Source organism: Paenibacillus sp. AK002 (assembly GCF_053903045.1).
In genome coordinates this window covers 2200045-2226696 of sequence record NZ_CP096377.1, presented here as the reverse complement: position 1 = coordinate 2226696, position 26652 = coordinate 2200045, and the positions used below count along the sequence as shown (strand labels likewise).

Sequence of the window (26652 nt, the reverse complement as noted above, 5' to 3'; positions counted from 1 at the left end):
CCTATCACATTGCAAGACAGCAAAGCCCGATCCCTGTCATTTCGGAATCGGGCTTTTGCTAGCCGGGATGGATCACCATGCCCGGCGTATATTTGATCGAAACTTACTCGGCCGAAACTTTAACGCCCAGCGTCAAGATCTCATAAGGTTTCACCGGCAGCGTAAAGCTTCCATGATTGTCAAAGCTTTGAACCGCTCCCTCTTCCTCCAGGATATTGCTCTTGTACACGCCCTGGGACGGAAGGGAAGATGTCAGCGCGAGCTCAGCATCTGTGCCTGCCAAATTGAACCAGCGCAGCATCAAGTCCCCAGTGTTCGGATTCACTTTCAGGGAAGAGAATGCAAGCTCTTCGCGGCTCCATGCCAGCGGCGCGGAGGTGGAAGCCACCTGTCCGGTATGAACGCCGGTCTGGGCAGCCGTCCATGGAATCTGGAACTGGTAAGCCTCGGCATAAGCGCCGGAAGCGATGCCGTCGCCCTGATGCGGAATGACCTCCATACGTACCGTATGAACGCCGATGCACTGGGCTTCAGGCGTCGGGAAGTAACCCCAATCGCCGAGCTCGCCTACGGAGCGAAGCAGCGTAACGGCAATCGTATTCCGACCGTCCCGCAGGACTTCGTACTCGTTTAAGCCCTGGTTGGCCACCGTCAGTCCTGCCGCAGCCGCCGTAACGTCCACGAAGGCCTGTTGATGAGCCGTGTAGCTCGGGTTCTCCCATTCGGCAGCCGGTTCATTATCCCGTTTCGCCACTTCGAACATGGAATCCACGTAATGGGAAGATGCCTCCAGATCGGTCGGGAACAAAGCACGCACCCGATGATCCTTCGCCTGATTATCCAACGTGGCTTCGATCTCCACGCCTTTGCCGCTGCGGTTCAAGCTGACCACGGTACGTATGCGCATCGGCACCATCTCGCTCGATCTTTGCGCTTTGCGGTTCGGATAATACACAAGCTCATGCTGCTCTTCATCCAGCTTACTGTCCGCCATAGCCGGAATGGACCAGTTATGAACGATTTCAACGGATGCCCGGTAAGGCGTGTCTTCCAGAACCGTAATTTCGGCGGTCAGTCCTTTGGTTGTCAATGGAACTTCACCGTCCGGCTGTTTGTACATATATTCGTTACCGATGTCTCCGGTATTTTCATAAACGCCCAGATCGCGGTATACTTGTCCGTTCTTTTTATCCGTCAGGGAGAAGGAACCGTCCGCTTGGATTTCGACCTTGATCAGGTCATTTTCCAACACGTTCGACTGGCTGATCAGGGATCCCGTCTCGGCAGGCTTCACTTCGCTCTTCACCCAAGCATAGGCAGTCAAGCCCATGGCAGGAATGTCGCTTGCCTCGAAAGTCAGTCTCACGCGGCGGCACATGTACGGCTGGCGGAAACGGTCGTCCGGCAGATCGTACCCGAACTGAAGTCCCAGGTCCTCTACGGTGCAAGGCACGGCTTGACCTTGAGCGTTAACCAGCACGCGGCCGGACAAGTCGACTTCCTTCATCCGGCGGCTGGTTTCCTCAAGCGAATAGCCTTCCCGGAAATAGAGGCGTTTCGCGTCCAGCTCGATGCTGACCGTACCGCTGCGTTCCCATCCGGTCGTATTGAATACGACCAGCGGCAGCGGATCGGTGCCCCATTGCTCGAATGCGGTTGTGTCCACCGCATCCGCGATGACGCGCACGCTGTCGTCCACGATATTTTCCGCCACGTGGGCGCTTTTCTCGAAGCGGGTGACCATCTCGCGGTGAACTTCGTCCACGCTGCAGCCGCAGATGCTGTCATGCGGATGATTCTGCATCAGCGTCTTCCACGCATAGGTGAACAGATGATGCGGATACTCCTTGCCAAGCAGGCTGGCGTAGGATGCCAGCGGCTCGGCCACTTTTTCCAGCAGAGTCTGGCCGCGCTGGTTCATCTGCTTCAGGTATACGCGCGCCGAAGCGGTGTTCACGAGCGTTCCCCATCCATCGGTGCGCTGGCTGCGGAGCTCTCCTTTGACGGAGGAAAGATCCTGCGGCAGCTTCTCGCGGACCGCTTTCAGGTAATCGTCGAAATTGGAGTGGATAAACTCCGTATCCGGATACAGCTTCTTCGCTGTACGAATGCCTTCCGGAAGATCGGTCTGAATCGGCTGATGATCGCAACCGTTCATGTACAGCAGCTCAGGCGTCGAAGCGTACTTCTCGGCATCCGCCAGCTTGCGGTCCCAGAACGCCTTCGCCTCGGCTTCATCCACGGGTACCTCGTTGCCGTTGCTGTACCAGTTGGCAAACAGGATGCCCAGCACCTTGGAGCCGTCCGGACCTTCCCACATCAGCTCGGAGAACGAAGATTCATAGCCGCTGTCGGAGACGGTATTGTTAAAGCCCGTCGGCTTCACGCCCCGTCCGAAAAAGGCGTTATCGATGCCGGACTGGAGCATCAGCTGCGGGATTTGGCCCGTAAGTCCAAACGTATCCGGGAAATACCCGATTTTGGCAACCGTGCCGTACCGCTTCGCATCCTGGTGCCCGATCTGCATATTTCTCACGTTGGCTTCGCTGCTCGTCAGGTACGCATCCTGCAGGATGTACCAAGGACCGATGATGATGCGGCCGTCCGTGATCAGCTTCTCCAGCTGTTCTTTTTTCTCAGGTCTTACCTGTAAATAATCTTCGATAATAATCGTCTGGCCATCAAGGAAAAAGCTGCGGTATTCCGAGTCCTTTTCCATCGTCTCAAGCAAGCTGTCCATCAGCTCGATTAACCGCACATGGTGCTTTTCGTACGGCAAATACCACTCGCGGTCCCAGTGAGTATGAGAAATGATATGTGCCTTTCTGGATTGGTCCATCTCTACTTAGTCCCCCTTATGTTAGCCTTTCGATACGGTGATTTCGACTTCATCCGGACGGTACACCGATAACAGGTCGCCGCTCGCATCCACTGCGAACAAGATCGAACGATCCGCCTCGAGCACGAATGAATAGATAAGGCCGGTTGAAGGATCCTTCACCTCGACGTTCGCATCCCACGATTGCTCTGAGCCGAAGACGAAGAGGGCTCCTTCTTCAAACGTTACTTTGCGCCCGTATACGCCGGAATGTTCTCCGCCTTGATTCCAGATCAGTCCCGTGTCGGCTGCGGACAACTCCAATGCATGCCGGTACAAAGCGGAAATGGCGTCGATCCGGTCGTTCAGTTCCACCGGAAGCGGGCTCCAGAGCAGACGTCCTTCTCCAAGCTTCACGTCCACGAGCGAGTCGCCGGCTGCGTCTGCCGGTTTAGCCCCGCTGCCTGCCGGAATTTCTTTGCTCAGCTCGGCAATCTTGCGATGACCATATGAAACGGGCCATGCACGATCCCCTAAGCGCAAGCTTTCTTCCCGGCGCACATTTGCCAGCTTGCGTTCGCCCAGCTCTGCGGCCATGCGATCAACCGGATGCCAGTAAGCATCCAGACCGATCGGACCGGTCAGGAGCAGCGTGGCTCCCGTTTCCTCTACGATCGTTATCAATTCGGCGAACGCCTGATCATCCACATTGTGGGCGCTCGGCAGAATGATGAATTTCGCCGGATTGCTGCGCAGCGAGCTTAAATCATATTCCCCAACGGCACGGAACGGCACGTTCAGCTCGTAAGCAAGCGCGCGCGTCGCCTTCGTCGTCGCTTCAAAAGCAAGCTTCCGGTTGGAGAAATCGTTGGAATAAGGGAAGATGACCGCGGTCTCTTCAAGCTTCCGGCCTGCAAACAAATCCCGGATGCCTTCCATGAAGGAGCCGAAATCATACGATACATCCGCTTCCGGTTTCTCCGTGCCATCGGCGCGGACAGCTCCGATATGCGATTCATTGGCATTATCCATGTAGAAGTTGGTGTTCCAGATCCAATGAATGGCTCCTGCGCCACCGGTAGAGAAGGCGTAAGCATATTTGCGCTCCAGCAGGTTCCGAAGCTCGGCTTCGCTCCGCTTCGCCCGGCCGTCCGGTGTTTCCACGTACATAATGCCCGTTTCCTGAATCAGGTTCGGTTTATCCGGCGTTTTGGCAAAGATGCCGTCCCAGATCAAATAGTCGTTGAACCACCAGGAGTGAACCGTCGTATAGTCCACGGCTTCGGCATAGAAGAACGGGGATGGACGCTGTGCGCCAAGCGCCTCGTCTTGTCCGACGGTCACCATATGGTCCGGGCACACCGCCTTGATATCTTCATATAATTCCTTGGCCCAGCGGTTATGAATATCCATGGAGAACAATACATAATCGAGCCATTGCCCGCCTTTTTTCCCCTGGTGCATGTCTTGAACGTCAAAATTAATGGCTTGAGGCTCCGGAGGAACCACGGAGTCAAAACCCGGCAGCTGATCGGCCGTCATGTTCCAGCGTTCCTGTAAACGCTCAATCGAGCCGTGACGCTTCTTCAGCCAATCGACATAAGCCTGCCGCTCGAACGGATCCTTCGCCGAACGCGGACCGTCCGAGAAAATTTGCGGCGGATCGAACATGGAAGGCTCGTTGATCAGGTCCCAGTCCACATTCTTTGTGTCTTTGTGCCTTGTCACGATGGAACGTATGAAACGCTTCTGCGCTTCCACGCTTCGCGGATCGAGGTAAGGATTCTGGCCTTCCCATGTCTCCGGCGTGAAGGAGAAGAAGGTAAACGTTACCTGCAGATCATGCTTCTTCGCCGTTAACAGGAAGGCGTCAATCGAACGCATAACCTCCTCGGATGCATGCCCGTCCACCTGCATAATATTGCGATAAGCGGTCCAAATGCCGGTGCGGATCCAGTTGATGCCGGCCCCCCGCATTTGCGCCATATCACGATCCCATACATCCGTATTCGGAAGGAACAGGAATTTACGCGCGACATCGGACGTCATGTACGTCATGCCGACAACCGGCAGCGGACGGCCGTCCTTGATGAAGTAATCCCGGTTGCAGGTTACGGGCGAGCCTGCCTGCAGCAGCTGCGGATCAGCTCCCCAGAAGCCTTGTCTCAGCCTGCGGATTTCTCCGTCCGGCCCTTCGGCTTCGCACACCACGCGATAAGCTCCCGGCTTGATATCGAGTGCAACCGGGATGCGCTGTACATAAAATTGCCCGTTCACGTCCACGGTAACGGTATGATTCCATTCGGAAGATTCATCCCCGTCGTGCTTGACAGAGATGCGGAACGTCCAGCTCTGCGGCTCATGAACCGGCAGGCCCCGGCCAAGCCTTTGCGCCTGCAGGGTCAGAATCGCGCGCTCGCCGGACTCGTAGGTCGCATAATTCGGCTTGATCCACAGCTCGGTAATCCCCTTCGCGCAGAATGCCGCCCAGCGGCGCACCTCTGCTCCTCCATCCTGTTCCCAGAAGGAAGCGGTGAGTGGCTGATTCACAAACAGCCAGCGTCCGCCCAAGAAAGGTCCGCCGACATTTTCCCATAGAACAACCGGAGCGGCGACCTCTCTCCCGTTCGCCGTGCTTCCCTTAAGGAGCGGATAAATCCGGGTATCCATCGGCCCGGCCGATCCCATTTGGTGAGGCAGATCACTGCTCTTGGTGACATGCGGAACCAAATTCCATGTATCGCTGACGGTTAACCGTTCCCGGCTGCTCTCCATCAGCGGTATAACGTCGCTTGCAATCAAATGATCGACACGCCCGCTGTCCACAGGCAGCACCTCATGAATATGAAGCTGCTGGTGATACGCCGTCTGTTCGTGCTCCACCACCCAAGCGCCGTCCTCTTTGCGGACAGGACGCTTGAAGGGTGCGCCGCCAACGCTGACCAGGCCGCCGCCGTTTCTCAGGAAGTCCAGAATCGCTCTCCAGGCGGATTTCGGAAAATAAGGCGCGTGCAAATTGACAAAGCTTGCACCTTGTCCGCCTGACGATGCCAGCGCTTCAGCGAGGTCCTCGGCGCTGCATACCGCATCAAATGCATTCAGAGCCGCGGCGCTAGCCGGCAAACCGGCAGCTTCTGCTGCCGGAAAGGACGGATCATAGAATACAATCAGGCGCCCGCTCATAGAATCCCTGCTTTCATCGCCTGATACACCAATTGCGAGAACAGGCTGTTGGACCAGGCAAACCACGATCTGGTGAAGACTTTCGGATCGTCGGCATGGAATCCTTCATGCATGAAGCCGGTATCGGCATCGGTCGCTTCCAGCAGCGCAATCATCTCCAGCTTCTCTTCTGCCGTCTGTGCCGTAATTCCCTGCATGGACAAGGCCATATGCCAGATATAATCCGGCGGCGTATGCGGACTGCCGATGCCTTTGGCAACAGCGCCCTCGTAGTAGAAAGGATTCTCTTTGCTGAGCGCGAACCGTCTGGTGTTTTGGTAGATTGGATCATCCGCGGAGCAATACCCCAGATAAGGAATGGACATCAATCCTGGAGTGCCCGCATCATCCATCAGGCAGTAATTTCCGTAACCGTCCGTTTCATAGGCGTAGATCGGTCCGAACTCCGGATGACGATAGATGCCGTACAGCTGAATTCCGTGATCCACGTCAGCTTCAAGTCGTTTCAATTCATCCAGCAGCTTCATGTCACGGAATACCCATTCCGCGAATTCCTGCATTTGACGAAGGGCCACAACGGCGAACATGTTCCCCGGAATGTTGTAGTGGAAATCACAGGCATCGTCGCTTGAACGGAAGCCCGACCAGATCATGCCCGTATAATTCACCGGCATGCCGAGACCGTTGTTGCGCAAGGAATCGGTTGGAATTCCGTTATCCCGCGTGAAACGGTAAGGCGATTTCTCGAAATGGTGCTGTTCGGTTTTAAACAGCTCGATGATTTTGATCATAGCCGACTTAAAGTTGGCGTCGAACACATCCGTCAGGCCGGTTTCCTTCCAGTACAGGTAGGCCAGGCGAACGGAGAAGCACAGCGAATCGATCTCGAATTTGCGCTCCCATACCCATGGCGACATGTCCGTTTCGTCGGTCGTGTTCCAGTGCCAGTCGTTGGCCGATTCATTGAAGGCATTGGCATAAGGATCGATATGAATATATTGAAAATGGCGTTTGATCAACCCGCTTAGAATCCGCTGAAGCTGCGGATCGTTCTTGGCAAACGGAATGTAATGGATCACTTGCTCTACCGAATCGCGCAGCCACATGGCCGGAATATCGCCGGTGATCACAAATGTCGTGCCATCCTCCATCAATTTGGTGGTTGTTTCCAGCGTGTTCGGGAACGTGTTCTTGAACAGCTGAAGCAGCTTGGGACGGTGCGCCAGCTTTTCTTCGGCCTCTTGCAAAACCGCCTGAATGGATTGCGGCAGCTCTAGCTCCGGCATTGGTATTTTGGGGAGTCTGAATTGTTCCATGATTTGTTCTGGCTCCTTTGACTAAGTATGTTGTGTGGTCAATTTGATGGTTTTGATCTCGTACGGCAGGAATTGAAGGGTTAGCCTTCCTTCCGCGATATCCAGTTGTTCGAGTTCTTCTTCCAAGGCGTTGGATCGATGGACCCTTTCGCAAGGATAAGGCCAGCTCACTGTTGCCGCATCCCGGCCGCCCGCGGACTCATACATCCGAAGGACGTACCCCGTGCCGTCTTCTGCCGGCTTAACGGTATCCAGGATAACGTGATCGCTCTCGAAAGGAATAAACGAATGCACGGCAGGCTGCGAACCCTTCTTCGAACCTGTTCTCACCCATGGCAGATCATGATTAAGCTCGGCTGCTTTGCGGACGATTCCGGCGCTTCTCCAGTCTCCGTTATGCGGATAGAGGGAATACGTGAACTCATGCTCTCCCAAATCCGCCGTGACATCCGGCCATTTCGGCGCGCGCAGCAGCGACAGCCGGATCGTGCTGTCCTGAACATCATATCCGTATTTGCAGTCGTTGATCAGGCTGACGCCGTATCCATGCTCCGACACATCCGCGAAGCGGTGTCCGCAGACTTCATATTGCGCCTGCTCCCAGCTCGTATTGCGATGAGTCGGTCTCTCAATGGTTCCGAACGGAATCTCGTAAGTGGCCTTCTCGGCAACGACGCCGATCGGGAAACCGACTTTCAGCAATTTATGCGATTCGTTCCAGCTGACAAACGTCTTGAAGTCGATCCGTCGGTCATGATGATAAAAAATCATATCCTGCGTGATCTCCGACTGATGAATGCGCCAGCGGAAACGCAGCACATCCTGGACTTCGCCCGCAGACACCAGCTTCTTCTCGATCAACTCGGCATCGCCGGCGGATTGCTCCTCGTAGCGGGTATCGATATCCCACGCATCCCACAGCGTCGGACGGTCATGGAAGAAGTGGAAACGATTCGCGGCTTCGCCCGGCTTGATTACTTCCCGTTGTGCTTCTTTATCCCACAGGCTCGTGATTTCGCCGCGCTCGTTAAAGCTGACCTTATAGAAATCCGTTTCCCAAGAATCTGCGAACACTGTAGTAGACTTCTCCGCTGCCTTTCCGTTTCCTGCCGAAGGCTTCAACCAGATGGTTGTGTATCCCAAAGCCGGGATGCCTTGAACATGAACGTTTAAGCGCTGCGAGGTTTCGCCGTTCTCTCCGGATAAGGCATCGAATGGCAGCGGCGAGCCATCCGAATCGTACGGTGTAAGACCATGCTCTACTTCTAGCGAGATGACGGCGTCTCTTCTCCATCCAAGTCCGTTAAAGATAACATACGGAACGCCTTCCCCTTCTGTATCGGCCTGGTCCGCCAATACCTGAAGCCCGAGATTCAGGCTATGATTTCCTTTTTGGAATACCTCTTTGTATTCCTTCTCGGAGGTCACGTAAGATTCCGTTATCGCGGAACCCGGAATAATATCGTGGAATTGATTCAGCAAAATCAGCTTCCAGCCGTCATGCAGCTCGCTGGCGATGCCCTGCTTCTTCTCGTTGTCCATCGACGGGAAAGCTACCGAGTTCCATAGCTCCGCCTCGCGGAACAGGATTTCCGCTTTCCGGTTATGGCGCTTGTTTCGTGCATGCGTCGTATAGGTGCCGCGATGAAGCTCCAGGTATAAATCCCCGCGCCATTTGGGCAGCTTCGGCTGAGCTGCGTCGATCCCGTCAAAAAACTCGGCAGCCGTGCTGTATTTGCTGGCAGGCTGGCCTACCATCAGCTCGGCCCGGTTGATGTATTCCAGCATCTCGCGAGTTACGCCTCCGCCGCCGTCGCCGTGTCCATACAGCAGCATCTGCTCCGGATGAACGGCCTTTTGACGGTACGACTGCCAATGCTCGTGAACGTCCTTCGGCAGCGTGTTCTCGTTCACGCCATGGTTCAGATAGGAGAGCATCGGCGTTCCATCGATCCCGACCCAATGGAATAGATCGTACGGGAACACATTCGTATCGTTCCAGCCAAGCTTGGTAGTCATGAAATAATGAATGCCGCCATGCTTCAAGATTTGAGGCAGGGATGCACAGTATCCGAACGTATCCGGCAGCCATTCGATTTGCGATGTCAGGCCAAACTCTTCTTGATAGAAGCGCTGCCCGTACAGCATTTGACGCATGAGGGATTCCCCGCTCGGAATGTTCAGGTCCGGTTCGACCCACATCCCGCCGACCAGCTCCCAGCGCCCTTCCTTGATTCTGGCCTTCACTCTCTCGTACAGCTCGGGATCGTGATCCTTCAGGAATTGGTACAGCAGCGGCTGACTCTGAGCGTACTTGAATTCGGGATATTCGTTCATCAGCGCATCCATCGTGGAGAAGGTGCGGCTTGTTTTTCGTACGGTTTCGCGAACGGGCCACAGCCAGGCGATGTCGATATGGGACTGGCCCACCATATGCTCGGTGCCTTCAGCATGGCCGCCTATGGCTGCGACCGACTGTTTCAGATCATGCTCAATCGCGGTTACCTCGGCACCATCCCGAATGGCAGCGTCATTCAAGCCTACGAAGCGATCCATGGCCTGATACAGCGCCTCCATCAAACGGATGCGCCGCATATCGGTATCCGGCAGCAGGATAAGCGAATCCCGGATCACGGTAGCGGTGTACATCAGGCTCTGGACAGGCACGTTTACGCGGACAAGCAAACTTTGTACGCGGGTAATCGGTGGCTGAATGACAGCCTGCTGATTCAGCGGGTCGACCGGCTCCGGAATCGGATCGAACAATTCGATCTCAAGCTCCATGTTCATTCCGGTGCGCTTCGGATCCAGCGTAACGAAAGTATGATTCCGGTCCAATCCCTGATAAGACGCGCCATTAATGCGCAGCAGCCCCTCGCCCCCGGATTGAAACACGAGCCCAAGCGCTCCATCTGCCCATTGCGGGAGTAACTCAAGATTCCTCCTAAAGAAATAGGTTGTCCCCTGCGTGCTCGGAAACCTGTTGAAGTTCTGCCCCTCCGGATAAGGGGCCGTCTCTTCGTACACGCCCGGAACCATGTAAGTGGACCGGGTAATGTTCCAATCTCGAAGCTCCGTCGATTCGAGCCACTGCCGCTCCGACAGTTCGCGTATAAAGCGTCGAATACGTTCCATTGATTAATCCTCCTGTACGGTCAGATCTGCACTAAGCGTATCGTTCACATGCCTGCCTAGCATAACACGGAACAGCCCGGGTTCAACCACCTGCCGGTAATCTTGACCGATATATTGAAGCTGTTCCGGACCGATAGTGAATTCCACCTTGCGCCGCTCTCCGGGCTGCAGGGAAATTTTCTGGAAGCCCTTCAGTTCACGGGCGGGTCTTGTATATTTGCTGGCGGCATCGCTTACGTATAATTGTACAACCTCGGACCCTTCACAGTCACCGCTATTTGTAACGTTCACGGAAACAACGGCCGTACCGTCCGTTCCGATCACTTCTGGAGTCATTTGAATATCCGAATAACTGAATTCGGTATAGCTTAGCCCGTATCCGAACGGATAACGCGGCTGGGAATCCTCTTCAAGGTAACGCTTACCGCGCGACCGCTTGCCGTTATAGTAAACCGGCAGCTGCCCGACATGCTTCGGTATCGACATCGTCAGCTTGCCGGACGGATTCACGTCCCCGAACAAAATGTCCGCTATCGCATGTCCGCCTTCCTGTCCAGGATACCATGCTTCCAGAATCGCATCGGCATGCTCGTCGATCCACGGCTCCGCGATCGGACGGCCGTTGATGTACACCACGATCATCCGCTTGCCAAGCTTATGGATCTCCTGCGCCAAATCCAATTGAACGCCGGATAGCTGCAGCGTCATCCGGTCAATGCCTTCGCCGCAATCCATGTCGCTTAAAGCATCGTCCGTGACCTTCGAGGCCCCTGTGCGCAAATCAATCGTGCCTTCGCCAAAATCGCGGGCGCTGGAACCGCCAAGCACCATAACCACGGTATCGGCCTGTTCCGCACAAGTCAATGCGAATTCAAAGCCCTCCCTGGAATCGTCCTTAATGCGGCATCCCGGAGCGTACAATACGCGCTGCGCTTCCTCTCCCAGTTTCGCGCGAATTCCGCCAAGCACGGTGGTCACGGCTGCCGGCGGCTGAGGAGAGGTGTAGTCTCCAAGCTGATTGTATCCCTGATCGGCATTAGGTCCAATGACGGCAATCACGCCGCCTTCCTTGGATAACGGCAGAGCCTTTGCTTCGTTCTTAAGGAGAACGATGCCTTCTGCCGCAAGCTGCCTGGCAAGCCCGACATGCTGCTCGCTGCCGATCACGTTCTCGGCTGTCTGGGGATCCACGTAAGGATTCTCGAACAATCCGAGCTTGAATTTTAACGTCAATACACGGCGTACGGCCTCGTCCAATACGGAGACCTCCAGCTTGTTTGACTCGACAGCCTTCTGAAGATGCTTGCCGAACATCTCGCCAGACATCTCCATATCGATGCCGGCGCGGATGGCCTGCACAGCGGCATCCATTCCGTCTTCGGCGGTATCGTGGCCGCTGGCCAGCATATCGATGGCGCCGCAGTCCGTGATTACCATGCCGTCAAAACCCCACTCCTTGCGGAGAATGCCGTCAAGCAGCTCCGTATTGACGGTGCATGGCACGCCGTCAATCTCGTTATAGGCGGGCATAATGGAGGCCGCTCCCGCTTCCACGGCCTTCTTGAACGGCAGCATGTCCACTTCCATCAGCTCACGCGTGCCCATGTGCACGGGTCCGGCATTTCTCCCGCCTTCCGAGCTGCCATAGCCAACGAAATGCTTCAAGGTCGCCGCAACGCTGCTAGGGCTGTCCAGGGACTCGCCCTGAAGGCCTTCAACCGATGCGACCGCATATTCGCTGATCAGGTACGGGTCTTCACCGAAGCATTCCTCGGTACGTCCCCATCTTGGATCGCGCACGACGTCGAGCACCGGCGAATAGGTGACCGCGCCGCCCTGGCTGCGTGTTTCCAGCGCGACGGCCCGGCACATGTCGCGGTATAAATCCAAGTTCCACGTGCTCCCGATGGACAACGGCACCGGAAAGACCGTGCCGCCGATGGCCATGTGACCATGCGAGCATTCTTCCCCGATCAGGATCGGAATGCCAAGTCGGGACTGCTCAATGGCGTACCGCTGGATGTGATTGACGGCTTCCGCTCCTTCACGCGGAGAAAGACCGGTCTCAAGTGTTACACCGGTCCATGGATCGGCGCGAAGGGTCCCGTAAAGGGATCCGACGCCGCCATTTTTAACTTGCTCTTTAAATGAATCCGTTAATGTAATCTGACCTTCATTCACCTCATAGGTCTTCCAGCCGAACGGCTGGATCAGCTGCCCCACCTTTTCCTCCAGGTTCATCAGGCCAAGCAGATGTTCCACTCTTTCCGCAATGGGTTTACGGGGATCTTTATAAGTCATCTTATACCCTCCGGTACTTGAAGAATTTATTCTTTAACCGCGCCGATGGTCAGACCTTGAATGAAGTAGCGCTGGAAGAACGGATAGGCCAGAATAATCGGACCGGTTGCCAGAACGACCATTGCCATCCGCGAAGTATCCTGCGGCATGCTCTGAAGAGCGGCCATGCTAAGGGATGAGTTCTGCGAGTTCTGCAGGATGAACTGCATGCTGGTTTCGATCCGCATGAGCATGGATTGCAGCGGAACCAGGTTCGGATCGTCGATGTAGAGCAATGCGTTGAACCAATCGTTCCAATACCCAAGCGTGCTGAACAAACCGATGGTAGCCAGACCCGGCAGGGATAGCGGCAATACCAGCTTGTAGAAAATCTTAAACTCGCTCGCACCGTCGATTTTACCGGATTCGATGATGGCGTCCGGAACGCTGGTGCTGTAGAACGTACGCAGAATCATGATATAGAAGGCATTGAGCGCCAAAGGCAGAATCAAAGCCCAGATGGAATCTTTCAGACCCAGCAATTGCGTTGCTACGATATAAGTCGGTACCAGACCCCCGTTGAACAGCATCGTGAAAAATGCGAAGAACGAGAAGAAGTTCCGGTATCTGAACCCTTTGCGGGAGATGGCATAAGCATAAAGCGAAATGATAAACAGACTGAGCAGCGTACCTACGACCGTGACAAAGATCGTTACGCCGTAAGAACGAAGAAGCGTGTCGCCTGTCTGGAATACGTATTTGTAAGCTTCAAGACTCCATTTCTCCGGCCAGATTTGGTATCCGTTTCGGGCCAGTGAGCCTTCGTCTGTAAATGAGATGATCATAACGAACAGGAACGGAAATACACACAGGAACGAGAAAATACCGGCAATCAGGTTGAATACGACATTCCACCCGGATGAAAGCTGATGGAAATCTTTCATCTTGCTTTTCGATTTGAACACATCACATACCCCCTTCTTGATGATTGATCGATTAGAACAATGCGTTATCCTTGTCGTATTTACGAACGATATAGTTGGATACCATAACCAGAATAAATCCGACAACCGACTGGTACAGACCCGCAGCCGTACTCATGCCGATCTCGCCCGTTGTTTTCAGACCGCGATATACATAGGTATCAATGACGTTCGTTACGGAATACAAGGTTCCCGAATCCCTTGGCACTTGATAGAAGAGACCAAAGTCAGCGTAGAAGATTTTACCGATCGCAAGAAGAGTCAAAATGGTCATCAGCGGTTTCAGCATCGGAAGCGTGATGGCTTTAATCTGCTGCCATTTGTTCGCTCCGTCAATCATCGCCGCCTCGTACAAGGATTTGTCGATCCCCATGATCGCCGCCAGGTAGACGACGCTGTTATAACCTACGGATTTCCACAAACTGATCAACGTCAGGAATATCGGCCAATACTTGGCTTCGGAATACCACTGAACCGGCTCCATGCCGAACCAGCCCAGAATCTGATTCAGCATCCCTTTATCCATGCTCAGGAAACTGAATGCGAAATAACCTACGATAACCCAGGACAGGAAGTACGGCAGAAACATGCCGGTTTGATAGACTTTCGCCAATTTCTTGTTCACGATTTCAGACAATACGATAGCCAGCGCTACGGATAGAATGAGACCTAATATGATGAACACGAAATTATAAAGAACGGTGTTGCGCGTAATGATGTAAGCATCGTTGGTACTGAACAGGAATTTAAAGTTTTGGAATCCTACCCATTCACTATTAACGATACTTGCCCAGAACCCGTCTCGGCTAAAGCGGTATTCCTTAAATGCAATAATGGTCCCGAACATGGGCAAATATGAGAATAAGAGAAACCACAGGGTCCCCGGCAAAACCATGAACAGCATGGCCTTATTCGTCATAATATTTTTGAAAAACTGTCCGATTGCTCTCACGCTTACCCCTCCTCGTGATGTGCATGAAATGAACAAAAGAAGGGCGGTGAACATCCGCCGCCCCGTCCTTGTTCATGCTGCAGCGGCATCTGCTGCCCCTTAGGGCAGGCAGGCCGCTTCATGCATTGTTATTACTTGCTTGCTTTCCAAGCATCAATTTGGCTTTGTGCTTCAGCGATGATCTTATCCAGACCAGCAGCTTTCAGCTTTTCATTCGCTTTTGGCAGGAACTCCTCAGGATTGACGGTACCTGTCATCAGCGGCGCCCAGAACTCTTCTTTTACGTTGTTGACAGCAGCGAGCTCTGTGGATACTTTGGTTGGATCGAAGTTGAAGCCGAGAAGCGGAGCAGGCTGGCCGGACTCGTTAAACTTCTTGAACTCTTCCCATTTGTTCTCAGGATCTTCAGGATTCAAGTAAGTCAGCATGACATTGCCAAGCGCAAAGGTAGGCATGTCGTAGTTTTTCGATTCTGGCAAGTTTTCCATTACGTTCTCGCTAAGCTTCTTGTAGTGCACGCCTTCGATGCCGGAGTCAACCAGGTTACGAAGATATACGTCGGTGTTCAGCAGGTTCAGGAACTCCATTGCTTTCTCAGGGTATTTCGAGTTTGCGGAAATCGCTTGCATCGAACCCATAACCGACCAGTTAAAGATGTTTGCATCGCCGGCAGGAGTAGATACGACCGGATAGCCGTAGCTTTGGCTCCACAGGTTGTCCGCGAATGGCTGTGTAGCCGCACGGTCCGTGAACCAGTTGCCGGATGTCATCAGATCTTGCGTCGAAGTTGTTGTTGCAGCTTCTGGGGAGATGTATCCCGCTTTGTAGTACTTGTTCATCAACTTAAGCATATCCAACGTTTCCGGCATTTCGAGGAAGTTCACGACTTTCAGTTCTTCCTTGTCGTCCAGGTATACGGCCATTGGCATTTTTTCGATGATGTAGTCAAATGGAAGCAATGGTCCGAAGTCTTTGCTGATGGCCAAAGGAACGACGTTCGGTTCGTTTTCCTTGATCGTTTTCAGCAGCGGCTCCAAGCTTTCCATCGATCTTACGTTCGAAATATCGAGATTGTATTTATCGAGCAATGTTTTGTTAAAGCGCCATGCTTCTTGAGCAGGAAGTTCTTTGTTGGCCGGAATCGCATAGTTGTGTCCGTCAACCTTGGAACCTTCCAGGAACGCCGGATCGATTGCTTCTTTAATGCCTTTTCCGTGGCTTTCGATCAGCTCGTCCAATTCCATGAATGCGCCTTTACGTGCGTTCTGCACATAATCGAACGCCCATGAGCTCGTGAACAGGATATCCATCGGTTCGCCGGAAGCTGCCATAACCTGCATCTTCTGGTTGTAATCCCCGAAGTCGATCATTTTCATGTCAACGGTTACACCAATCTTCTCAGCAGTGTATTTATTGATTTCTGCCTCAACCTTGTCAACATCCTTTTGAGGTGTTCCGATGGTGTACCAGATCAGCTCAACCGGTTTCTCGGCAGTTCCCCCGCCGTTTCCTGCACTCTCTTCTTTATTGCCTCCGCATGCAGACAACAGCATGGACGCGGACAATAAAAGCGTTAGCGGCAGGAGCCATTTCTTTTTCGATTTACTCATGTTTATCCTCCCTTTTGAATCCTTGTGTCTCTACACATATAAGGTTATCCCATGAAAGCAGTTTCACATAGGCGAAAAATTAAAGGTATTATGGTGAAAATAAAGAAAAAAACTCTGATTCTATCAATCAGAGCATTCCTCTAAAATCCCTCGGCGATACGCCGACGAATTTTTTGAACTGTTTATAGAAATAACCGGTTTCCCAATAACCGACATTTTTTGCGATATCCTGTACTTTTGTCGAAGAGTTCCGAAGCAGCTCCTTGGCCCGCTCAATCCGGTACCGGTTAATGTACTCCGTGAAGTTTTCTCCCGTCTCTTTATGGAACAGATGACCCAGATAGACCGGATGGATATGATAGTTAGCTCCCAGCACCTTCAACGACAAATCCTCGTTGTAATGGTGCTGGATATGATTCAGAATCTGCTGGATGACAGGACTCTTCACGTCATTGTTGAGCGAATCGACCAGCCCGCCGACCCCATCCTTTACCGCAGTGATCAGATCGTCGATCGATACGGAATCCATAATATCGGTAATTGTATTTTTCACGAAATCAGGGGCGGCCGTATACTGGATATCGTTCAGCTCCAGTTTCAGGCGAATGACCATTTCGACCGCGATGCTCTTCAAGGTTGTCGGGTTCATTCCCTGGGTGTGGCGAAGCCGGTCAAAATCGCTGTCGATCAGATCGAACAGCACCTGCTTGTCCCTTCCAGCGATGCCTTTGGCATACTCGGGCCACTGTACCGAATAGGATTCCGCCGCTTCTCCCTTTTTGGCCTGAACATCAACATAATCCACGTAGGAGGGCTGCTCCAGAACAAGATAGTATTCCTGGGCTTCCTTGGCATGGAGATAACTGTCCTTGTAATTCCCGCCGAGGCTCTCCACGCTGCCGAGCGAGATGCTCAGCTCTTCTTCATAGCACTGCTCCCGCACCTGCTGCAGCAGGCGGATTGCCCTCGCTTTTTCCGTATCCGGGTCTTTCATCATGAAGATGACCACATGGTCGCCGTCGTTGTCCCGGAAATACAGAACGCCCGGCTCCTGGTCCATTAATTGATACAGGCAGTTCTCCAGCGGCGTGAAGTCCGCTCTCAGGATAGATGCCATAACATAGGGCAAATTGAGATTCAATCCCAGAAGGGTCGCCCGCTCCTCCAGCTCCTCCGGCTCGATCCGGTCGGTGATCCAGCGATACAGGATGTTGCTCCGCAAAATATTGATGTCATACTCGTCCAGTCTCATTTCCCTTCTGGATTTGTTCATTTTATCCGTTGTGCTTGCAATCGTTTCTTCCAGCTCCTTGAGGTTGATCGGCTTGAGCAGATAATTCTCGATCCCGAGCCGCATGCCTTCCTTCAAATAGGCAAAGTCGTCGAAACCGCTCAGGATAATCACCTTCAGATTACGGTTTAATTTGCGTGCGCCCTCAATCAATTCAAGCCCCGTCATCACCGGCATCGATATATCCGTTATAAGAATGTCGACCGGAACGACCGCCATCTTCTCCAGTGCCTGACGGCCGTTCTCCGCATGACCGACCACCTCGATGCCATACTTCGACCAATCCACGACATCAACCAATCCCTCTATAATGAACGGCTCATCGTCCACGATAAATACCTTATACATCGTTATTCAGCTTCCTCTCTGTCACCGGAAATTTCACTGTCACCGTCGTTCCGTTACCCGGCTCACTCTGGATGTCCATTCCGTACGAACTTCCATATGTCAGCTTTAATCGCTCATTCACGCTCCGCAGACCAAACGATTCTCCGCTCGACTCGGCCACATCCAGCCGGGATTTGATTTCCTCGAGCCGCTGCGGCGGGATCCCTTTCCCGTTGTCCTTGATCTCGATATGAACCTCGTCATCCTCCTGCGTCGCGTTGATGGTCAGCCAGTTATCGTCCTGATCGCTGCGCAGGCCGTGAACGATATAATTCTCAATCAGCGGCTGCAGCGACATTTTGATCATCGGCACATGCTTGATTTGATCGTCGCAGTGCATTTTGTAAATATACTTGTCCTTATAGCGAATGCGAAACAGCTCCAGATAAAGCCTGCACGCTTCCAGCTCATCCTTCAGCGTATAGTGGGACTTATGCTGAACGATATTCTTGAACAGCATCGACAAGCTGTAGATCATATCGCCGACGTCCTGCGCCCCTTGCGAGAGAGCCCTCATTCGAATCACTTCAAGCGTGTTGTATAAAAAATGCGGGTTGATTCTCGCCTGCAGCGCGGACAGCTCCGCGTTCTTCTGGTTAATCTCCGCTTTATACACCTTATCGATGTAACGGGAAAGCTCATCCAGCATTTCATTGAAGCTGCCTGCGATTTGCCCCAGCTGATCGTCCTTGGTATCCTGCATCCGGGCCACGAACTCTCCCTTCTCGACCTTGCGCATAAAACGGATAATGTTATCGGTTCTTCTGGAGTAATTGACGATCATCAGGGAAGGGATGGACACCGCTATCACGATGCATAGCAGGGCCGCAATGATAATGGTGCTCTGCAAGCCATGGAACGATTCCGCGATTTCGCGCTTGGGCGTGATGCCCACCACCGTATAGCCTGCCTGATTATGGGCTGCCGTTGTAATATAGGATTCCTCATCGAGGGTCACCGTTTCCTTGGAATTCAGAAGCTGGTCGGCATACGGATACTTCTCGCCGTAATATTTGCCGGAGGAGTCAAACATCACGCGGCCGTCGCCCGACAACACCAGAACGGAGCCCTTCAGGGAATCGTCGCTGTTGTTCAGCACGGCATCCAGCGCATCCGTTCGATACAAAATAAGCAGCTGTCCCAAATTTTTGTAAGTGGTCATATCATTAATCGGGCTTCGGATCGAGAACAACGGCAATGTCACGTCTCCGGCCAGCTTGCGTATCCATAGATTCGGCAACGTGACGCTCTGGCTTTCGAGCGCCATCACGTCGGGAATGTAGGAATGCGTGGCATTCGCCTGATACAGCCTTGTCATGCTGCCCTGCTTGTACACGTAGACATACTGCTTCTCCGCGCTGTACAGCATGATGTTCTCTATATCCGGATCATCGTCAAGCCTCTGCTTGAAATAAGCGACTACGCTGTCCGAATTGGACTGCCCCCCGCCCGCGATCCGATTCATTCGCTTGGCCATATACTCGTTGAACGAGTTCATGAGAAAATAGGAAGTGTCAATGCCCAAAGAGCTGTTGCGGTATAAGTCGTTCACATAGGACTGGGCATTCTCGTATTTTTGATTCAGGTGTCGTTCCACCCGCTCCACCGCACTCCGCTGGATGTCCAGCTCGCTGCGGACGGCCGATTGAAACAAGAAGTAATACATAAGAAACGATAAGGTGACGATGGTAACTACTGCAATCAGGGCGATTAACAGCAGCATCTTGGTAAACATATTATTTTTAATATATTTTAGATATAGCCTTGCGGGAGACATCGGCTTCCCCTTCCTGGTGTAAACGTTGTAACTGCTTAACATATTAAATATAACATCGGCCGACCGTCCTCAACGGATGAAATTTCTACCAAGTCATGAAGGTGTAATTTGCCTATTTTAGACCATTTTGGGGCCGATCTCCCCCCTGTTTCATAGCATGAATCTTGAAGGAGATGGATGATCATGCCTCAATACCGCATTATTGTCGATTTGTCCGACTTTCAGCTGCACCTGCTCGACGGCAACATCGTGGTACGCACGTTCCCGGTCGCCATCGGCAAAATGGCTACGCAATCGCCGCCCGGCAATTACACCATTGTCAACAAACAACCGAATCCCGGCGGTCCTTTCGGGGCTTACTGGTTAGGTTTGTCCAAACCCCACTACGGCATCCATGGCACGAATGACCCTTCATCCATCGGACGCTCCGTTTCCCATGGCTGCATTCGGATGTATAACGAGGACGTGGTGGAGCTCGCTTCCCTCGTGCCCATCCATACCAGGGTCACCATACGAAACTAATAACATAAACTGGTGATTTCAAATCCCTCTAAATTGGTTAAATACAAATGTTACATGGTACCCGTGTATTTTACCTACTCGTTGTTATGGAGGGATTGCCCATGATGCAGAGCAAATATTTCAGGACATGCTTTGGCATAATCGCGCTGCTCTTAATCATCTACCTCGGAGCCGAAATCAGCTTTTTGTTTCGCCCCATCGTCTCCATGTTCAACATGCTGATCGTTCCGGTGGCCATGGCCGGCTTCTTCTATTATCTGCTCAGGCCGATCGTGGACTACCTGGAGCGACGCAAAATCAAACGATCCATCGGCGTCCTGATGCTGTATTTCGTGTTTGCCGGTCTCTGCGCGATCTTTGGCATCGTCGTATGGCCGACGCTCCGTGAACAGATCGAAAACTTCATCAGCAACGCCCCCTTCCTGGTTGAGGGCGTGGAGGAGCAGATCGACCAGCTTCAACAAAATCAATTCTGGTCCCGCTATATACCAACGGAATCCGAATTGTCGACCTCCCTGACGGAATACATGAACCGCATCATCACCTGGATCAGCAATTCCATCAATAATCTGATTTCCGTTGTATCCGGCGTCGTTGTCATTATCGCTACGATTCCGATCATTTTGTACTACATGCTGAAGGAAGGCAGCAAGCTCCCGCCAAGACTGCTCAGCGTCCTGCCCAGACGATACCGCCGCGACGGCCAGGAGGTGCTGGGCGAGATCGATACGGCACTCAGCAATTTTATTATCGGCAAAGTGATCCTGAATCTTATACTTAGCGTCATGATCTATATCGGATTTTTGATTATCGGACTGCCCTATTCCCTGCTCTTGACGGTGATTTCCTTCTTCTTGAATTTCATTCCGTACATCGGTGCGCTGCTGGCGACCATTCCAGTCGTCATCATCGGATTTATCGAATCGCCCTCCATCGCGATATGGTCCGTCGTGGTCATTGTCATCGCCCAGCAGATTCAAGATAATATCCTGACGCCCGTCATCTACGGGAAACAGCTGGATATTCACCCACTGACTACGGTTGTCCTCATTCTTGTAGGCGGCGACTTCTTCGGACTGCTCGGCATCCTGCTGGCCATTCCGGCCTACATGATCATCAAAATTATCGCGGTGCGAATTTACGAGCTGTTCCTCGCCGAAAAAGTAGAGGACGCATGATGGCGCCTCACAGCAAAAAGGATGTCCCCGCCAACTTTGCGATGGCTAGTGGGACATCCTTTATTTTAAAAGAATCACGCATTGCCGCGCAGGGACCGAACCACGAAATCATGCTCGTCCTTACGCAATATCGTGCCATTCGACAGTGTGACGGTATCCTCATCGTGAGATGTCAGGATGGCCTGGGAAGACACCAGCTGGTTGCCCCTCCATACCATGACGCAGGATCCAAAATAAACGGCATTATCGAATTGAATGGTATGACTCACGATATAACCGATGGAGTTCAGGGCCGGATAGGAGTTCCTCGGCATAATTCTATGAATGGCTCGAAACGGAATGATAAGCTCGCCCGGGCCTAGAACCACTTTTTCCTGAACGGGATCCCACCCTTTCAGCACACCTTCAACCGTGCTTTTCGCCCCGTCTAGACGCTGAATGACAACATGACGACCAATCCAATGCTTCATGAAGGTCACCTCTCGCGGATTATTCATCTCCATCGTCCGGCGTGTTCGGGATGTCCCACTTCACCGGATCCATACCCTCTTGCATTAAAAAAGCATTCGATGCTGAAAATGGACGGCTGCCGAAGAATCCTTTGTGCGCTGCAAACGGGCTCGGATGACTGGACTCAAGCACCTTGTGACGGCTTCGGTCTATGAAGGAACCTTTCTTCTGTGCATAACTGCCCCATAATATAAACACCATGGGCCTTTCACGTTCATTCAGTTTCGAGATGACCTTATCGGTGAAGGTCTCCCACCCGATGCCTTTATGCGAGTTCGGCTCGCCCTCGCGAACCGTCAGCACAGCATTGAGCAGCAGAACTCCCTGGTCCGCCCATGATTGCAAGGATCCATGATTCGGGGCCGAAATCCCCAGTCCGATGAAAGCTCCTTATGTATATTGCGTAAAGACGGAGGAATCGCAACCCCGGGCGAGACGGAGAAACTCAGTCCCTGCGCCTGCCGGCGACCGTGATAAGGGTCTTGCCCCAAAATAACGACCTTCGTCGATTGGTACGATGTTTGCTGCAGAGCCCGAAATATATCTTCCTTAGGAGGATACACCGTACTGCGCCGGTACTCTTCTTCCACCCGTTCCAACAAAGCTTGAAAATAAGGCTTATCCACTTCTCCCTGCAGGATAAGGTCCCAATCATTGTTAAACATCCGCATGTCTCCTCTCCCTTCTCCTCACGCAGGTCAGCATGGAATCATAAAAGAAATGCGATCACTTTAATCGGGACGCGGCATCTTCCGCTTAGGTCTGCAGGAACAACGCCCGCTGATGAATTTGCGTCGATTTAAAAAATAAGCCGGCACCCATACAGGGGCCGACTTATTTTGCATCATACCAGACGCCGTTATAATGCCGAGGACGGGGGTCGAACCCGTACGGTAGTCACCTACCGCAGGATTTTAAGTCCTGTGCGTCTGCCAATTCCGCCACCCCGGCATATTGTATCCGCGCATGTTCCTAGCGTCGTTCACGTTCACTTGAAAAGCCCGAAGGTACGCGTGGAATTCGCAATATTTTGCGAGATCATCCCGAAATCTAGGTGTGCACATTTCGTCTTAGCGACAAAATCGATAATACCATGTACAACCATATGATGTCAATATATGAAACTCATAATTTTTCGCATCACCCCGGGCCAAGCATTCATCTCGATGAACTAGCGCCATCGCTCTGCTTGTAGGTACTGACAGCAAATCAAGGGGCTCCTTCGCAATCGGCGCGCGTGCTTTCCCAGCTGGAGCTTCCTATAGAATAATTTCTCGGTTACCGTGCATCCTAAATGAAGCTCGCGTGCTTACATGCGGAGACTAGAACAACAGAAGAAAAGGAAACCCATCGACATGAAAAAACGAACATGCTCAGCCTTCTCATTGCTTGCCCTTGCGCTGATTCTTGGTTATCCCGGCCATGTGCATGCGGAGCACGCGCCTTCCGCCTCCAAAGGCAGAGATTATTATGAGGAGCGCGGCGAGATCGTGTGGGAAGTGCCCACGCAGAACAAGGTGATCGCCCTCACTTTTGACGACGGCCCGGACGAGCATAATACCGTTCAAATTCTGGATCTGTTAAAGCGGTATGACGCTAAAGCCACCTTCTTCGTTGTAGGCAGCCGGGTGGAGAAACATCCCGACATCGTCGCACGGGAGCTGCAGGAAGGACATGAAATCGGCAACCACTCCTATACGCATCCGCCCTTTCACAATATTAACGTCACGAAGTTATCAAGTGAACTGAATCAAACGCAGGATGCGATCTATCAAGCCACCGGCATGAAGACCGTACTGTTCCGCCCGCCCGGGGGCAGCTATAATGAAGCCATTGTGAGGACGAGCAAGGATTTGGGCATGCTGACCGTATTGTGGTCATGGCACCAGGATACCCTCGACTGGCGAAAGCCCGGCGTCAACCGCATCGTCCGAAAGGTACTGGATAACGCCCGGAACGGCGACATCGTACTTATGCACGATTTTGTACCCAGCAGTACGCAGACGGTTGAAGCCCTGAAGATGATTTTGCCGGAGCTGCAAAAAAGGGGTTATTCATTTGTTACCGTATCCGAGCTGATGTCCTACCATGAGAAATCACGCAAGTTCATCGAAGTCAACCATTAATAAGCCGTTCGCATGTAAGACAATGACCGCTGCCTTTTGGAGGTAACGGTTATTTTTTTAGGCAGGCTTCGATCCCGGAGCGCCGGATAGAATTTTCACTTGAATATTTTAAACCCATTTGTTAAGATACAGAACGAACGTTCAGTATATACAATTTTGACGATAGCCTAGGGGATAAGGGGGTGCATGCGTGAACAAAAAACAACAACAAACCGAAGATACCAAGCGACGCATTGCCGAAGCCGCCAAGGCGCTATTTATGCAGAAGGGATACAAATCAACGTCGATCGAGGAAATCGTCGAAGCCACCGGCAGCAGCAAAGGGAATATCTATTATCACTTTAAAAGCAAGGAAGGGCTGTTTCTGTATTTGATCGAGGAATGGGACCTCGAGTGGGAACAGAAATGGAGCAGTAAGGAGCAGCAATACACCACAACCGTTGATAAATTGTACGGAATTGCCGACCAACTGGTGTTTGATGATCTGAACCACCCCTTCTCCAAAGCTCTGGACGAATTCATGAACAACAATGGAGACGTGTCCGAGGAAGTAGAGCAGCGAATCGTCCGGATTATCCGAAGCCACCTGGAATTCAATCAGAAGTTGCTGCAGCAAGGGATTGATCAAGGGGAGTTTGAGAATCATAACGTGGAGCAGCTCTCCCTCATTTTTGAAAGCCTCATCGTGGGCTTAAGCCAGATGTCCCGCATTACGAAGGTAAAAAATCCGCTTGCCCTTTATCATACGGCCATTCAAGTATTCCTGCACGGCATCGAAAAGAAATCGTAAATGACACGTTCTCTTTTTTATGCTCTATTATAAACCGAACGTTCAGTATAGAAAGAAAACCGTACACCATCATTAAATCGTTGTTTATCTTTGGAGGAATCATCATGTCATTACTATTGCGAAACAATGGAGCCATTCTGCTCCTCATGTTCAATATATTTTTAGTTTTCACCGGCATCGGGCTTGTCATCCCCATTATGCCTACCTATATGACGGAGCTGCATATCAGCGGAAGCACGGTGGGCATGCTCGTTGCCGCCTTTTCATTAACGCAGCTGCTATTCTCTCCGCTTGCGGGGAGATTGTCCGATATCATGGGCCGCAAAAAAATCATCATCTCCGGCATGATTGTATTCGCCATATCGGAATGGTTATTCGGAGCGGCCAGCACGCCGACGCTGTTGTTCGCGGCAAGAATGCTTGGCGGCATCGGCGCCGCCCTCATCATGCCCGCCGTCATGGCCTATACGGCTGACGTCACTTCCAACGAGGAACGTGCCCGGGGCATGGGATTCATTAATGCAGCGATTACGACAGGCTTCATTATCGGACCCGGCATCGGGGGGTTCATCGCCGAGTTTGGCATTCGTGTTCCTTTCTACGCTGCAGCCGTAGCCGGGGGCATTGCCGCTTTGGTGACGCTGCTGCTGCTTCCGGAATCATCAGCCAAGCAAGAAGCACCTACCGTGCTGGGACGGAAACAGGAGAGCCTGGCGGTCCAGCTGGCCCGTTCGTTCAGGGAGCCGTATTTCCTTAGTCTGATCATCGTATTTGTTCTGTCGTTCGGTCTTGCCAATTATGAAACGGTGTTCGGCCTGTTCGTGGATCATAAATTCGGATTCACCCCTAAAGATATCGCCATGATCATTACGTTTGGCTCCATTGCGGGCGCTGTCGTGCAGGCAACGATATTCGGCTGGATCCTGAACCGGTTCGGCGAGAAAAGGGTCATTACGCTCAGCTTGCTCACAGCGGGAATCTGCATTCTGTTAACGCTGTTTGTGCATAAATATTGGCTAATCTTCCTTGTGACGTTCCTTGTCTTCCTGTCGATCGACATCCTGCGTCCTGCCATCGGCACGCAAATGTCCAAGCTGGCAAAGGATCAGCAAGGCTACGTCGCCGGCCTGAACTCGGCTTATACCAGTCTGGGGAACATCGCGGGGCCCCTTATCGCAGGTTATCTGTTTGATTTGGACATCAACTTCCCATACATCTCTGCATCGATCGTCCTCATCCTCTGCTTTTTCTTGGCCATGCGTGCCGGCAGAGCCTGGGCTGCTACGGAAGCTGTCACGAATGAGCGGTAATCATACGCTGAAACAACATACTCTCTCGTCTTAGACAATGACAGCACAAGACCCTGCCGGAAACTTCCGGCAGGGTCTTTAGGTTTCGTTGTTGTTATGTATTAATAAGCCACCAGGACAATAATCGCCAATAAAGCCACCAGCGCAAACAATAGGGCCCATCCCAGTTCAAAACGTCTTTTTTCTTGATATGCCTTAAAAGCTTTCCTTGACTCGAATACGAATACGATCACTAAGAAGGCAAGCAACACGGGCAGTCCCCAGGACTGATTCAATACCCACTCTGACACCTTGATCCCCCATCCTATGTAAGAAAATGAGCTGCATCCCACCAGCAGCCTCAGCGTTTGGAAGTACATGTCCCTAACGACTCCATTAAAATGTACCGTAAGTTGCTCCCGATTACAAATCTCGTTGATCGGGTCCTCTGATGGATCTTTTAGGCTCCTCTGGATTTGAGCCCCACTTGAATCATGATCATATT

General features: G+C 52.3%; 17 protein-coding genes, 1 tRNA gene and 1 pseudogene. 5 read left to right on the top strand and 14 right to left on the bottom strand.

Features of this window, described 5'->3' with window-relative positions; genetic code table 11:
- Positions 1–103: 103 nt before the first annotated feature.
- The 10 genes from M1D70_RS09685 to M1D70_RS09640 all read right to left on the bottom strand — a co-directional run bounded on the left by M1D70_RS09685 (position 104) and on the right by M1D70_RS09640 (position 19732).
- A complete protein-coding gene (locus M1D70_RS09685) occupies positions 104–2839 on the bottom strand; it encodes an alpha-mannosidase (RefSeq protein WP_456289763.1) in 2736 nt (911 codons plus the stop codon).
- 21 nt (positions 2840–2860) lie between these two features.
- Positions 2861–6001: a beta-galactosidase gene (locus M1D70_RS09680; protein ID WP_456289762.1), complete on the bottom strand. Its 3141-nt coding sequence runs from the start codon at positions 5999–6001 to the stop codon at positions 2861–2863.
- Positions 5998–7317, bottom strand: coding sequence for a glycoside hydrolase family 125 protein (locus M1D70_RS09675; RefSeq protein ID WP_433939082.1), 1320 nt, complete (start codon positions 7315–7317; stop codon positions 5998–6000). Before M1D70_RS09675 ends, M1D70_RS09680 begins: the two co-directional genes overlap by 4 nt.
- A gap of 21 nt (positions 7318–7338) precedes the next feature.
- Complete coding sequence (locus M1D70_RS09670; RefSeq protein WP_456289761.1) at positions 7339–10452, bottom strand: alpha-mannosidase; 3114 nt, start codon at positions 10450–10452, stop codon at positions 7339–7341.
- Between the two features lie 3 nt (positions 10453–10455).
- A complete protein-coding gene (locus M1D70_RS09665; protein ID WP_456289760.1) occupies positions 10456–12753 on the bottom strand; it encodes a glycoside hydrolase family 3 N-terminal domain-containing protein in 2298 nt (765 codons plus the stop codon).
- Positions 12754–12779: 26 nt separating this feature from the next.
- Positions 12780–13676 (bottom strand): carbohydrate ABC transporter permease, encoded by an 897-nt coding sequence (locus M1D70_RS09660; protein ID WP_036666173.1) that lies wholly within the window; start codon positions 13674–13676, stop codon positions 12780–12782.
- Between the two features lie 52 nt (positions 13677–13728).
- Entirely contained in the window at positions 13729–14658 is a 930-nt protein-coding gene (locus tag M1D70_RS09655) for an ABC transporter permease (RefSeq protein ID WP_175320733.1), read from the bottom strand.
- A gap of 140 nt (positions 14659–14798) precedes the next feature.
- A complete protein-coding gene (locus M1D70_RS09650) occupies positions 14799–16277 on the bottom strand; it encodes an ABC transporter substrate-binding protein (RefSeq protein WP_009589669.1) in 1479 nt (492 codons plus the stop codon).
- A gap of 127 nt (positions 16278–16404) precedes the next feature.
- Complete coding sequence (locus M1D70_RS09645; protein ID WP_009589604.1) at positions 16405–17916, bottom strand: response regulator transcription factor; 1512 nt, start codon at positions 17914–17916, stop codon at positions 16405–16407.
- The gene (locus M1D70_RS09640) at positions 17909–19732 is read right to left on the bottom strand and encodes a sensor histidine kinase (protein ID WP_456289759.1); all 1824 of its coding nucleotides are present in this window, start codon (positions 19730–19732) and stop codon (positions 17909–17911) included. The genes M1D70_RS09645 and M1D70_RS09640 overlap by 8 nt, the downstream gene beginning before the upstream one ends.
- A gap of 183 nt (positions 19733–19915) precedes the next feature.
- Between M1D70_RS09640 and M1D70_RS09635 the strand changes: the two genes are divergently transcribed.
- Together M1D70_RS09635 and M1D70_RS09630 are read left to right on the top strand one after the other, a co-directional pair.
- A complete protein-coding gene (locus M1D70_RS09635; protein ID WP_036671045.1) occupies positions 19916–20254 on the top strand; it encodes a L,D-transpeptidase in 339 nt (112 codons plus the stop codon).
- Between the two features lie 101 nt (positions 20255–20355).
- Positions 20356–21432 carry an AI-2E family transporter gene (locus tag M1D70_RS09630; protein WP_009589679.1) on the top strand — a complete coding sequence of 359 codons (1077 nt, stop codon included), beginning with the start codon at positions 20356–20358 and terminating at the stop codon, positions 21430–21432.
- Positions 21433–21506: 74 nt separating this feature from the next.
- On the opposite strand, the gene M1D70_RS09625 is transcribed toward M1D70_RS09630, so the two are convergent.
- The 3 genes and pseudogenes from M1D70_RS09625 to M1D70_RS09615 form a co-directional block, all read right to left on the bottom strand.
- Positions 21507–21929: a hypothetical protein gene (locus M1D70_RS09625; protein WP_456289758.1), complete on the bottom strand. Its 423-nt coding sequence runs from the start codon at positions 21927–21929 to the stop codon at positions 21507–21509.
- Positions 21922–22607: pseudogene (locus M1D70_RS09620) on the bottom strand (uracil-DNA glycosylase). The gene M1D70_RS09625 and the pseudogene M1D70_RS09620 overlap by 8 nt, the downstream one beginning before the upstream one ends.
- Before the next feature lie 200 nt (positions 22608–22807).
- Positions 22808–22893, bottom strand: a tRNA-Leu gene (locus M1D70_RS09615).
- Between the two features lie 404 nt (positions 22894–23297).
- On the opposite strand from M1D70_RS09615, the gene M1D70_RS09610 reads away from it, so the two are divergent.
- From M1D70_RS09610 to M1D70_RS09600, 3 genes are all read left to right on the top strand, one after another.
- Entirely contained in the window at positions 23298–24068 is a 771-nt protein-coding gene (locus tag M1D70_RS09610; protein WP_456289757.1) for a polysaccharide deacetylase family protein, read from the top strand.
- A gap of 190 nt (positions 24069–24258) precedes the next feature.
- Positions 24259–24858 carry a TetR/AcrR family transcriptional regulator gene (locus M1D70_RS09605; RefSeq protein WP_009589588.1) on the top strand — a complete coding sequence of 200 codons (600 nt, stop codon included), beginning with the start codon at positions 24259–24261 and terminating at the stop codon, positions 24856–24858.
- Between the two features lie 104 nt (positions 24859–24962).
- Positions 24963–26168 carry an MFS transporter gene (locus tag M1D70_RS09600; RefSeq protein ID WP_456289756.1) on the top strand — a complete coding sequence of 402 codons (1206 nt, stop codon included), beginning with the start codon at positions 24963–24965 and terminating at the stop codon, positions 26166–26168.
- Between the two features lie 101 nt (positions 26169–26269).
- On the opposite strand, the gene M1D70_RS09595 is transcribed toward M1D70_RS09600, so the two are convergent.
- Entirely contained in the window at positions 26270–26527 is a 258-nt protein-coding gene (locus tag M1D70_RS09595; protein WP_433939071.1) for a hypothetical protein, read from the bottom strand.
- Between the last annotated feature and the right edge of the window lie 125 nt (positions 26528–26652).